Raw genomic sequence first — 12,136 nt, forward strand, 5'->3', positions numbered from 1 at the left:
GGAGGTCTTAGTGATCGAGGCCAGCGGCCCCCGCCACTCCGGCCGGGGCTCGGGGTCGGGCCGCGGTTCCAGCTTGATCGCGGTACGCAACTGGTTCACCGTGGCCACCGCGGCAAGCTCGGCGTAATGCTCATCAGACCCTGTACCGGCCCGCGCCGCGATCACCCCAACCTGGTCCAGCGACAGCCGGCCCTCTCGCATGCCCGCCGCGCAGCGCGGGAACTCCTCCAGCCGGCTCGCGATGGTGGCGATCGTGCGCGAATTCCCCGACGAACACCCCGTCTTCCAAGCCACCAACGCCGGCACCGACCGCGCCCCGGTCATCCCGCACAACTCGTCGCGGTCGATCTCGGCCACGATCTCCACGACGCGCCCATCAATCGCATTACGCTGACCGGTCAACTCCGCCAGTTCGTCGAAGAGCTCCTCGAGACGTTCCTTCGGGGACGCTTCGACGCTGGCTGCAGTCACGGTCGGAGACATGACGCCATCATCACAGCCACCACCGACAAGTCCGGGCCGCCGGATGCCCGCTGAAGAGTTCGGTGCACGCATCCCCCAGCCCATGCCCGACAGGCACAGCCTCGCCCACTGCCCACACCGCGAATCCCGATCCGTGAGCCGAAATCAGGTCGCGCTAGGGCGCCTGCGCTTTCGAGCCGGCCATCGATGCGGACCTCGATCCCGACATCGCGACAGGGTCGTCGTCCTCCCACAGCAGCAGCTGTCGAACCGCCGGGCGTGGGCCGTAGGGCCGCAGCATGGTGCTGGCCGGGCGTGGCCGCACCCGTTGTGGCCACCAGAACCAGCGCCCGAGAAGCCTTGCGACAGAAGGCGTCATGAATGACCGCACGATAAGCGTGTCGAACAACAGGCCGAGCCCGATCGTCGTCCCGATCTGACCGAGCACCTGAAAACCGCTGAACACGAACGCACACATGGTGACCGCGAAGACGATGCCGGCCGAGGTGACCACCGAGCCGGAGCCCGCCATGGCCCGGATGATGCCGGTATTCAGGCCCGCATGGATCTCTTCCTTGAACCGCGAGATCAACAGCAGGTTGTAGTCCGATCCCACCGCCAGCAGCAGGATCACCGCCAGCGCCAGCACGACCCAATACAGCTCGATGCCGAAGATGTACTGCCACACCAAGACCGAAAGTCCGAAGGACGCCCCCAGCGATAGCGCGACGGTGCCCACTATCACCAGCGCGGCGATCAGGCTGCGCGTGATGATCATCATGATGAGCAGGATGAGGCTCAGCGCGGCGAACGCCACGATCATCAGGTCGTATTTGGCGCCGTCCTGGATGTCCTTATAGGTCGAGGAGGTGCCACCGAGATAGACGTGCGCGTCGGCCATCGGCGTGCCCTTCAGGGCCTCATGTGCCGCCTTGGCCATCGGGTCGATGTGCGAAATGCCTTCCGGCGTAGCCGGATCGCCCTCGTGGGTGACGATCATCCGGACGGCCTTGCCGTCCGGGGACAGGAACAGTTTCAGCCCACGCTTGAAGTCGGGGTTGTTGAACACCTCGGGCGGCAGGTAGAAGGTGTCGTCGTTCTTGGCCGCGTCGAAGGCGCGCCCGAGCGCCGTCGCGTTGTCGATCGCGGCCGCGGTCTGCGCGTAGATCCCGGACAGCGTGGCGTAATTCGCAAGAGTCAGATCGCGATTGGTCTGCTGGCTCGCGATCTGCGGCGGTATCAGCGCCGTCAGTTTCGGCTGCAGCGCGTCGAGCTTGTCGAGGGAGGCCGTGAGGTTTTCGAACTTTTCGGTGAGCTGGTCAATGCCGTCGAGCGCGTCGAACAGCGACCGGAACGCGAAGCAGACGGGAATGTCGTAACAATGCTTCTCCCAATAGAAGTAGCTGCGCACCGGGCGGAAGAAGTCGTCGAAGTTCGCGATCTTGTCGCGCAGGTCCCGGATGGTGACGAGCGTGTCGCGGAAACTTTCGGTCTCCTCGTGGGTCGTGCCGGCGAGTTGTTGTTGCAAGGCGTACTGCTGCTTGAGGATGTCGATGGTCTTGCTCAGCTCGTTTGCCTGCTTGAGCGCGTCGTTGGCCCGATCCTGTTGATAGGTCAAGTTTTGCTGTTGCGCCGCACTGGAATTGCTGACCACGAACGCGAGTGAGCTGTGGACGAGCGGGGTCCCCAGCGGCCGGGTGATGGTCTGCACCTGCGCCACACCCGGAACGTGAAACACCGCCTTGGCCACCTTGTCCAGCACCAGCATGCTCTCCGGGTTGCGCATGTCGTGATCGGTTTCGACCATCAACAATTCGGGCTCCAGACGGGCTCGCGAGAAGTGCTTCTCGGCGGCCGTGTACCCGATGTTGGCCGGCGCGCTGGCCGGCATGTATGGGCGGGTGTCGTAACTGGTCTTGTAGCCGGGCAGGGCGAGCAGGCCCACCAGTGCCAGCGCGCACGCCGCCGCGAGCACCGCTCCGGGCCAGCGGACGATGGCGGTGCCGATCCGCCGCCAGCCGCGGGTTCGGATCGCCCGTTTGGGGTCGAAGATGCCGACCATCGCACCCAGGGTGAGGATCGCCGGCCCCAGGGTGAGCGCGGCGAACAGCGCGACGAGGATACCCAATGCGGCTGGGATACCCAGGCTTTGGAAGTAGGGCAACCGGGTGAAGCTCAGGCAGGCCACCGCGCCCGCGACGGTGAGCCCCGAACCCAACACGATGTGTGTCGTGCCGTGATACATGGTGTAGAAGGCTTTTTCGCGATCCTCGCCGGCGCCGCGCGCCTCCTGGTAGCGGCCGACGAAAAATATTGCGTAGTCGGTGCCGGCCGCGATCACCAGCAGCGTGAGCAGATTCGTGGCATACGTCGACAGCCCGATCACGCCGGCATTACCCAGGAACGCGACAAGGCCTCGGGCGGCGGACATTTCGATGAGCACGGTGGCGAGCACCAGCAGCGTGGTGAGCACCGAGCGGTAGACGAAGAACAGCATCAGCGCGATCACCCCGATGGTGATCCCGGTGACCTTCGCGGTGCCCTTGCTGCCGACGTCGAACTGATCGGAGATCAGCGGCGCCGCACCGGTCACATAGGTCTTGACGCCCGGCGGCGGTTTCATGCGCTCGATGATGTCGCGCAGCGCCCCGACACCCTCGTTGGCCAAGGCCGAGCCCTGGTTGCCGGCGAGGTTCACCTGAACATAGGCGGCCTTGCCGTCGCTGCTCTGCGATCCGGCCGCCGTCAACGTGTCGCCCCAGTAATCCTGGACGTGCTGGACGTGTTTGCGGTCCTGCTCGATCCTGCGGACCATCTCGTCGTAGAACCGGTGGGCTTCGGCGCCCAGCGGTTTGTCGCCTTCCAGCACGATCATCGCCGAGCTGTCGGTGTTGAACTCTGCGAACTTCTCGCCGATGCGCTTGATCGCCTTGAGCGACGGGGCATCTGGGGAGTTCAGCGCCACGTTGTGAGTCTTGCCCACGTCTTCTAGCTGCGGGACGGCGATGTTGGTGATGGCGGCCAGCGCCACCCAGAACAACAGGATCGGCAGCGCGAGCCGGCGGATGGTGCGCGGCACGAAGGGCCGCGACTGCTCATGGTTTGTCATCCAGATTTATCCAGACAGAAGGTGTAGGCGTCGACTTTGTGGACGGTGCGTTGGTCTTTCACTTCGCCGTTGACGGTGATGCGGCAGCCCAGGGTGTCGCCGTTGCCCTGCGCGACGACGTTGCCGATCACCGCGGGCTCGGTGCTGGTGATGGTGAACGACCACGGCAAGGGCGCGTCCTTGACTTGCTGGGGCTGGGCGTTGACGTCAAGGTAGTTGATGGTGGCGGTCGCCCCCGGGTCGCCGAACACCTCGAGCACGACCCGCTTGGGGTTGAACGGGACGATCTCGGCCGCCAGCCCGCTGTTGGCCGCCGTGTTGTCGTGCGAGCCGAAGATGCCGTGCAGGCGATAGATCCCGAATCCCGCGAGCGCCACGACCAGCACCGCGACGAGCACCATCCATCCCCGCCTCACCAGTGATGCAATCGAAAAGCCTTTCACCCGTTAGCCTTTCGAAGATCGGGCGATAAGATCACGCTCAAGCCAACTGCGGCTGCCAACCTCGTGAGCGTGATCGACAGCTATGACAGTACGGTACGGGACCGTACTGTACAAGAGACGCGCGCGTACATATTTCCCACGGGCGGGCGCGGGCATGCGGCGCCGTTACCCGGCGGGCTTGGTCAGGCCGGGGATGAGAAACCCGTCGACAAACGCCTGCACGGTGTCACGGGTGGGCGGGCGACCGGGAATGATCGACCGGAAGATGAGGTAGCCGGGCAACAGGTCCCAGAGTTCGTCGGTGATGACGTCCTCGGTGATCTCGCCCCGGGCGACGGCCTGACGCAGCACGTGCTGGATCGTTGCCTTGCGCTGGTCGAGGAATTGATGCTGCAGGGCGTCATTGAGCGCGGGGTGCCGCGACACCTCGACCATCACCGCGCGGATGGTGCCGGCGTGCTGTCCGCACTCCAGGCTGATCGTCTCCCCCAGGCTCAGCAGATCACCGCGCAGCGAGCCGGTGTTCGGCGGGACGGCCACCTTGCGGACGCCTTCGATGAAGGCCGCCAGCACCAGCTCGGCCTTGGACGGCCAGCGCCGATAGACCGTGGCCTTGCTGGCCCGCGCGGCGTTGGCCACCGCGTCCACCGTCAGCTGGTCATAGCCGTGTTCCTGCAGTAGCGCCAGGGTCACGGCCAGGATTTCGGCCTCGCGCGGCGACCACGGCGATGCGTGCTCGCACCGATCGGCCGTCTGGGTCATAGAGCCCACGATAGAGCCGCTCGGGCGATGCGGACCAATTTCCGCCAGTCCGGCCCGACGGATGTCGCGTCAGCGCGAGGGCAGCAGCGCGCGTTCGATGTCGGTGAGCAGGTCGTCGGTGTCCTCGATACCCAGTGAGATGCGCGCGAATCCGTCGGGGACCGGGTCACCCCAGCGCGCCCTGCGGTCCACCGAGGTGTGCAGGCCACCGAAACTGGTGGAGGCGACCAGCAGTTCGCTGCGGTCCACCAGCGCGTGCACCGCGGCCGCATCGGCCAATTCGACCGAGACCAGCGCCCCGAATCGGCGCATCTGGGCCATGGCCACTTGGTGCGCCGGGTCGTCGACCAAGCCCGGATAGCGCACCGCCCGCACGGCCGGGTGACGGGCCAGCATGGTCGCCACCGCCCGGGCGTTCTGGCATTGGCGTTCGAAGCGCAATCCCGCAGTTCCCATGCTGCGCAACAGAAGCCACGCCTCGAACCCGCCCAGGATCGCACCGGCGGACTGCCGGTGGCGCCGCACCGCGGCGAGCAGCTCGGGCTGATCGGTGGCGACGTATCCGGCCAACAGGTCGCTGTGACCCGACAGGGCCTTGGTGGCGCTGGCCACCACCGCGTCGGCGCCCAGCGACAGCGGCTGCTGCCCCAGGGGCGTGGCGACGGTGTTGTCGACGATTAACCGGGCGCCGCGCCCCCGGCAGATGGTGGCCAGCCGGTGCAGATCAACGACGTCCAACGCCGGATTGGTGGGGGTCTCGGCCAGCACCACGTCGGCCCCCGCGGCGGCGTCATAGATCTGCGCACTCGACGCCTCGATGACGCTCACGCCCGCCGGCGCCAGGTCCTCGCGGGCATAGCGGCGAACTTCGTAGTAACCGTCGGCGGGTATCACCACCGTCGATCCGGGGGTCGCCAGGGTCCGCAGCACCGCGGCGATGGCCGCCATGCCCGAGCCGAACACCAGCGCACCGGCCGCCCCCTCCAGCTCGGCAAGTGCGGATTCCAGTTGCCGCCAAGTCGGATTGGAGTCGCGGCCGTAGTTGTCCACGGCACCGGACTCGTCGCCGGACAGGTGGTAGATGGACGCAAGCACCGGCTGCGGGGCCACCGGCTGACCCGGCATTGCTTGAGAATCAACGGCTTTGAGGCTGCGCGTGGAATCACCGTACCGATTGCTCATCGGCTCAGTCCGCGGGGGTCTCGGTCGGACCCTCGGCGAGCAGTGTCCGGAAGCCGTCCTCGTCGAGGACGGGCACTCCCAGCTCGATCGCCTTGTCGTACTTGGAACCCGGCGAATCACCGGCCACGACGTAGTCGGTCTTCTTCGACACCGAGCCGGCGGCCTTTCCGCCGCGCGCCAGGATCGCCTCCTTGGCGTCGTCGCGGGAGAAGCCGGCCAGGGACCCGGTGACCACCACCGTCAGCCCCTCCAGCGTGCGCGGCACGCTGGTGTCGCGCTCGTCGGCCATCCGCACGCCTGCGGCGCGCCACTTCTCGACGATCGCGCGGTGCCAGTCGACGGTGAACCACTCGGTGAGCGCCGCCGCGATCGTCGGGCCGACGCCCTCCACCGCGGCCAGCCGCTCCGTCGATGCCGACATGATCGCGTCCAGGTCGCCGAACTCGGTCGCCAGGGCGCGCGCGGCCGTCGGGCCGACATGCCGGATCGACAGCGCCACCAGCACCCGCCACAGCGCCACCTGCTTGGCCTTGTCCAGGTTGTCCAGCAGCCGCCTGCCGTTCGCGGACAGGGAACCGGCCTTGGTCCGGAACAGCTCCGTACGCAGCAAGTCGTCCTCGCTGAGCGTGAACAGGTCGCCCTCGTCGGCGATCACGCCGGCTTTCAGCAACGCGATGGCGGCCTCGTAACCGAGCCCCTCGATGTCGAATGCACCGCGGCCGGCGACGTGAAAGACCCGCTCGCGCAACTGCGCCGGACAGGACCGGGCGTTGGGGCAACGGATGTCGGCATCGCCCTCCTTGGCCGGCGCCAGCGGGGTGCCGCACTCGGGACACGCGGTGGGCATCTCGAATTCGCGTTCGGAGCCGTCGCGCAGATCCACGACGGGGCCGAGCACCTCCGGGATCACGTCACCGGCCTTGCGGATCATCACCGTGTCGCCGATCAGCACGCCCTTGCGCTTGACCTCGGCGGCGTTGTGCAGGGTGGCCAGCCCCACCGTCGACCCGGCCACCTTCACCGGCGTCATGAACGCGAACGGCGTGACGCGTCCGGTGCGCCCGACGTTGACGCGGATGTCGAGCAGCTTGGTCTGCGCCTCCTGCGGCGGGTACTTGTAGGCGACGGCCCACCGCGGCGCGCGCGAGGTGGTTCCCAGCCGGCGCTGCAGGGCGACGTCGTCGACTTTGACGACCACGCCGTCGATTTCGTGCTCGAGCTCGTAGCGGTGTTCACCCCAGTAGGCGATCCGCTCCTGGACGGCGGCCAGGCCGCGCACCCGCGCGGTCTGTGCGGCCACCGGCAGCCCCCAGGCGCTCAGCGCGGCGTAGGCCTCGTGCTGGCTCTTGGGCGCGAACCCCTCGGTGCGGCCGATGCCGTGGCAGATCATCCGCAGCTTGCGCCGGGCGGTGACGGCCGGGTTCTTCTGGCGCAGCGACCCGGCCGCGCTGTTGCGCGGGTTGGCGAACGGCGCCTTGCCGTCCTCGACCAGGCTGGCGTTGAGCGCCTCGAAATCGGCGAGCAGAAAGAACACCTCGCCGCGCACCTCGAGCAGGGCGGGAACCGGGAAGTCCGTGCCAGCCGACAGCCGCTCCGGGACGTCGTCGATGGTGCGCGCGTTGAGCGTCACGTCCTCGCCGACCCGGCCGTCGCCCCGGGTGGCGGCGCGCTCCAACCGGCCGTCGCGATACACCAGCGACAAGGCCACCCCGTCGATCTTGAGTTCGCACAGGTAATGCGGTTGTTTGCCGACCTCGTTCTCGACGCGGTTGCTCCAGGCCACCAGCTCGTCGCGATCGAAGACGTCGTCGAGGCTCAGCATCCGCTCCAGGTGCGCCGCCTCGGCGAACTCGGTGGCGAACCCCGCGCCGCCGACCAGCTGGGTCGGCGAATCGGCCACCCGAAGCTCGGGATGCCGCTCCTCCAGCGCCAGGAGTTCGTTGAACATCGCGTCGAAGTCCGCGTCCGAGATGATCGGGGCGTCCTTGATGTAGTAGCGGAACTGGTGTTCGCGGACCGTTTCGGCCAGGTCCTGCCACTGCCGGCGCACCTCGGGCGATACCGAATCAGCTTCTGCTGAGCTCACCTTGGCAGGCTATCCGAGGACACCGACGCAAAACCCGGCGCGCTCAGTCCTGGACGTAAGAGCGCAACCGATCCACGGCGGCATCCCACCGGCGGGACAGCTGGCTCAGGTAGTCGCTGGCCGACGCCAGCGGCTCGGTCCGCACCGTCCACACCCGCTCGCGGCCCCGCCGGCTGCTGGTCACCAGCCCGACGGACTCCAGCAGCTGCAGGTGCTTGCTGGCCGCCTGCCGGGTGACCGGTATGACGCTGGTGACCTGCGATGTCGAGCTCGGGCCGTGATCGCAGAGCCGCACGATGATGCGCAGCCGGTTGGGGTCACCGAGCGCGTCGAAGAGCGGCGCGTCGACGGCGACTTTCATACCCGGACGCCCTCGACGTACCGGCGCACCAGCGTGGTCTGGATCGCCCAGCCTTCGCCGTTGGCCTCCAAGGACGGGCCGCGACGTGCCGGTGGGATCGCCTCGAACCCGGACTCGGTGATGGTCAGCAGCACGCCGTCGGGCCGCTCAGCCAGGGTGAACTCGACGAGCGTGGTCGGCTCCTGGTCGTAGTCGATGTCGGGGTCGACGGCGAACGGATGCCAGCGGTAGGCGAACCGGCGCGGCGGCTCGACGGCGACGATCTGCCAGGTGCTGCGGACTCCGGTGTGCGGCTCCTGACGCCTGGCCACCTCGCCGTCGACGGTGGTGGGGGTGATCGCGGCGGTCACCGACGTTCCGGCCACGAACGGCCCGTCGAACCGCACCCCGAACCAGCGTCCGAACTCCTCGGCGTCGCTGATCGCCCGCCACACCCGGTCGAGCGGCGCGCGCAGCACGACCTGCTTCTCGATCTTCATGTGCAACCTCCTGGTTGCCTATGAGTGCAGCACATCGCGGCCCAAAACGCAACCAATTGGTTGCCTATCCGATGGCGTCGGGGTCCTCGGCGAACATCTCGGCCGCCTTGCGGGCGAGCCCGATCGCGGCGCGGGCCCACTGCGGCGTGGCGCCGGCCAGCCCGCAGGCGGGGGTGACGCCGATGCGGTCGCGCAGCGCCGGGCGGGCGAAGCCGAGGCGGTCGGTGACGGCGACCACCGCGGCGGCCACCTCCTCCGCCGCCGGGCGGCGCGGCGGGGGCTCGGCGCCGAGCACCCCCAGCACGACGGTGCGGCCCGGCTCCACGAACTCGGCGATGCCGTCCAGGTCCGCGGCGGTCAGCGCACCCGCGTCCACCGACACGGCACGAAATGCGCTGCGTTGCAACAGTTCCCATGGGATACCCGGGGCGCAGCAGTGCAGCAGCACCTCGCCCCCGACCGTGTGGGCGCAGCTGTCGAGCAGGCCGGCGGCCAATTCCTCCTCGACGGGCGCCACCGGGCTCAGCGAGGTGACCCCACTCAGCCCCCCGCCCAGCGCTTTGGGCAGCGACGGCTCGTCGAACTGGACCACCACCTCCGCCTCGAGCCGGCGGGCCATCCCGGCCCGATGCGCGGCCACCCCCTCGGCCAGCGACGCGGCCAGGTCGCGCAGCGCCCCGGGGTCGGTGATCGCCCGGTGGCCGTTGGCCAGCTCGATTTCGGCGGCCAGCGTGATCGGGCCCGGCGCCTGCACCTTCACCACCCGGCCGTCGTTGCGCAGGCCGGCGGCCTCCCAGGCCTCCTCCAGCGCGTCCATGTCCTCGTCGAGCAGGCTGATCGCGCGGCGGGTGACCGCGCCGGGCCGGGCGGCAAGCCGGTAGCCGCGCGGCACCGTGTCGATGGCCACGTCGACCAGCAGCGCGCCGGCCCGGCCGAGCATGTCGGCACCGACGCCGCGGGCGGGCAACTCGACGATGTGCGCCAGTGCGCCCGCCAGTTCGCCCACCACGACTTCGGCGGCTTCCCGCGCGGCGCGGCCGGGCCACGAGCCGACACCGCTGGCGGTGGCGAAGGGATGGGCGAAAACACTCACCCGACAACCGTATTCGACGTCGGAGCACCCCCCGGTCGGCAGGGGTCTGTGTGCGCGCTGGCCGCGCGGGTAGGTTCAACGCAAAAGGGGTGCGTAAAGGTGTCGCAGAAGGCGAAATCAGCGTGGCTGCCGCTGTTGTGCGCGGCGGTGGCGCTGGTGGCGTCGTGCACCCGGGTGGTGGACGGCGCGGCCCTGGCGGGTTCCGGCGCCAACCGCAGAGTGGTGCAGGGCGTCGACGTCGACGCGATCCTGCTCGACCAGTCCCGGATGCGCGCGATCACCGGCGCCGGTGAGCATCTGACCATCATCCCCTCGATGGACGGCACCAGCCCGGTGGACATCGACGCGCTCGCCGAGACCGCGCCGCGCGAGTGCCGGTTCATCTACGCCGAGACGGCGACGTTCGGCCGCGACTTGGAGGCGTTCCACAAGACGACCTTTCAGGACCCGCCCGACGGGGCGCTGATCTCCGAAGGCGCCGCGGCCTATCGCGATGCCGACGCCGCCCGGCGCGCCTTCGGCGCCCTGGTGGGCACCGTCGGCGCCTGCGCGAACGGCTCGAGCGGGCAGCTCTACGTCGGCGACTGGAACGCCGATGCCACCACGCTGCACCTGCGGCCGGGCGGCTGCGGCCGCGACTACCGGATCCTGTCGGTGGCCATGCTGGAGGTCACCTTCTGCGGCTTCGCGCAGTCGGTGTCCGACATCGTGATGACGAATATCTCGGCGAACATGCCGCGGTGATCAGCGTGCGGTGCCGGCGATGGTGGCGCTGCCGAGCACCTCGTCGCCGTCGGGGTCGCGGCGATAGAGCACCAGCGTCTGGCCCCGCGCCACGCCGCGCATCGGGGCGCGCAGTCGCACCACCAGCTCGCCGTTGACCAGTTCGGCTATCGCGTCGGCGGCTTCACCGTGCGCGCGCACCTGAACCGCGCACTCCAGCGGGCCCGACGGCGCGACGCCCGAGGTGAAAACCGGTGCCCGCCCGACCATTTCGTGTATCTCGAGGTCGGCGGCCTCCCCCACCCGCACCGTGGCCGTCTCGGCGTCGATCGCTGTCACGTAGCGCGGGCGGCCGTCGGGTCCCGGTCCGGCGATGCCGAGTCCCTTGCGCTGCCCGATGGTGAAACCGTGCACGCCGTCGTGCTCGGCGAGCACCGTGCCGTCCGCATTGACCACCGCGCCGCGGCGCACCCCGATGCGCTCGCCCAGGAACGCGCGGGTGTTGCCCGAGGGGATGAAGCAGATGTCGTGGCTGTCCGGCTTGTCGGCGACGGTCAGGCCGCGCCGGGCGGCTTCGGCCCGGATCTGCGGCTTGGGGGTGTCCCCGATCGGGAACGCCGCGTGCCGCAGCTGCTCGGCGCTCAAGACGGCCAGCACGTAGGACTGGTCTTTGTCGTGATCGACGGCGCGGCGCAGCCGGCCGTCGGCGAGCCGGGCGTAATGGCCGGTGGCCACCGTATCGAAGCCCAGCGCAACGGCTTTCGCGGACAGCGCCGAGAATTTGATCTTCTGATTGCACACCACACACGGGTTGGGCGTTTCGCCGCGCGCGTACGACGCCACGAATTCGTCGATGACGTCCGTGGCGAACCTCTCCGCGAAATCCCATACGTAGAACGGGATTCCGAGCACGTCGGCGACGCGGCGCGCATCGGAGGCATCCTCCTTCGAGCAGCACCCCCGCGAGCCGGTGCGCAGCGTGCCGGGCGCGCTGGACAGCGCCAGGTGCACGCCCACCACGTCGTGTCCGGCGTCGACCATCCGGGCGGCGGCGACCGACGAGTCGACGCCGCCGCTCATGGCGGCAAGCACTTTCACCTAGGACGCCCCCGCGGCGGCCAGCGCGGCCCGTCGGGCGCGGTCCACCGCGCCCGGCAGCACGCGCAGCACGGCGTCGACGTCGGCGTCGGAACTGGTGTGCCCCAACGAGAGTCGCAATGATCCACGCGCGGTGGCCGCGTCGGCGCCCATCGCGATCAGCACGTGCGAGGGCTGCGCGACGCCCGCGGTGCACGCCGATCCGGTCGAACACTCGATCCCGTTGGCGTCCAGGAGCATCAACAGCGCATCGCCCTCGCAGCCGCGGAAGGTGAAGTGTGCGTTGCCGGGCAGCCGCAGCGGGTCGCGGGCCCCGTTGAGGGTGACGTCCTCGATGC

At 69.0% G+C, this 12,136-nt stretch carries 12 protein-coding genes; 1 reads left to right on the forward strand and 11 read right to left on the reverse strand.

The genetic code is table 11. The annotated features are described in order from the left end of the window. From A9W96_RS07895 to A9W96_RS07935, 9 genes are all read right to left on the reverse strand, one after another. Positions 1 to 483 (reverse strand): DUF222 domain-containing protein (locus A9W96_RS07895; protein WP_156765152.1); only part of this gene is annotated, 483 nt, incomplete at its 3' end. 154 nt (positions 484 to 637) lie between these two features. Further along, positions 638 to 3,571: an RND family transporter gene (locus tag A9W96_RS07900; RefSeq protein ID WP_067138805.1), complete on the reverse strand. Its 2,934-nt coding sequence runs from the start codon at positions 3,569 to 3,571 to the stop codon at positions 638 to 640. Beyond that, complete coding sequence (locus A9W96_RS07905) at positions 3,568 to 4,014, reverse strand: MmpS family transport accessory protein (RefSeq protein ID WP_197498198.1); 447 nt, start codon at positions 4,012 to 4,014, stop codon at positions 3,568 to 3,570. The genes A9W96_RS07900 and A9W96_RS07905 overlap by 4 nt, the downstream gene beginning before the upstream one ends. Positions 4,015 to 4,179: 165 nt before the next feature. Next, on the reverse strand, positions 4,180 to 4,788 hold the full coding sequence (locus A9W96_RS07910; RefSeq protein ID WP_156748802.1) for a TetR/AcrR family transcriptional regulator: 609 nt from the start codon (positions 4,786 to 4,788) through the stop codon (positions 4,180 to 4,182). 57 nt (positions 4,789 to 4,845) lie between these two features. After that, positions 4,846 to 5,958, reverse strand: a complete 1,113-nt coding sequence (locus tag A9W96_RS07915; protein WP_067138807.1) for a cystathionine gamma-lyase — start codon at positions 5,956 to 5,958, stop codon at positions 4,846 to 4,848. A 4-nt stretch (positions 5,959 to 5,962) separates the two neighbouring features. Beyond that, positions 5,963 to 8,044: an NAD-dependent DNA ligase LigA gene (gene ligA, locus A9W96_RS07920; protein ID WP_067138809.1), complete on the reverse strand. Its 2,082-nt coding sequence runs from the start codon at positions 8,042 to 8,044 to the stop codon at positions 5,963 to 5,965. A 43-nt stretch (positions 8,045 to 8,087) separates the two neighbouring features. Further along, positions 8,088 to 8,405, reverse strand: coding sequence for a helix-turn-helix transcriptional regulator (locus A9W96_RS07925; RefSeq protein ID WP_066862114.1), 318 nt, complete (start codon positions 8,403 to 8,405; stop codon positions 8,088 to 8,090). Beyond that, positions 8,402 to 8,884: an SRPBCC family protein gene (locus A9W96_RS07930; protein ID WP_066862118.1), complete on the reverse strand. Its 483-nt coding sequence runs from the start codon at positions 8,882 to 8,884 to the stop codon at positions 8,402 to 8,404. The genes A9W96_RS07925 and A9W96_RS07930 overlap by 4 nt, the downstream gene beginning before the upstream one ends. Positions 8,885 to 8,948: 64 nt before the next feature. Beyond that, the gene (locus tag A9W96_RS07935; RefSeq protein WP_067138811.1) at positions 8,949 to 9,977 is read right to left on the reverse strand and encodes a methionine synthase; all 1,029 of its coding nucleotides are present in this window, start codon (positions 9,975 to 9,977) and stop codon (positions 8,949 to 8,951) included. A gap of 99 nt (positions 9,978 to 10,076) precedes the next feature. Between A9W96_RS07935 and A9W96_RS07940 the strand changes: the two genes are divergently transcribed. Further along, positions 10,077 to 10,721 (forward strand): sensor domain-containing protein, encoded by a 645-nt coding sequence (locus A9W96_RS07940; RefSeq protein ID WP_197499448.1) that lies wholly within the window; start codon positions 10,077 to 10,079, stop codon positions 10,719 to 10,721. Here the strand turns inward: A9W96_RS07940 and mnmA are convergent, their stop codons facing one another. Next, positions 10,722 to 11,798 (reverse strand): tRNA 2-thiouridine(34) synthase MnmA, encoded by a 1,077-nt coding sequence (gene mnmA / locus A9W96_RS07945; RefSeq protein WP_067022893.1) that lies wholly within the window; start codon positions 11,796 to 11,798, stop codon positions 10,722 to 10,724. It lies immediately after the preceding gene. Continuing rightward, the coding region (locus tag A9W96_RS07950) for an aminotransferase class V-fold PLP-dependent enzyme (protein WP_156765153.1) at positions 11,799 to 12,136 on the reverse strand (338 nt) is incomplete at its 5' end.

This window comes from Mycobacterium sp. 1245852.3, from assembly GCF_001669335.1.
Taxonomy (GTDB): Bacteria; Actinomycetota; Actinomycetes; order Mycobacteriales; family Mycobacteriaceae; genus Mycobacterium; species Mycobacterium europaeum_A.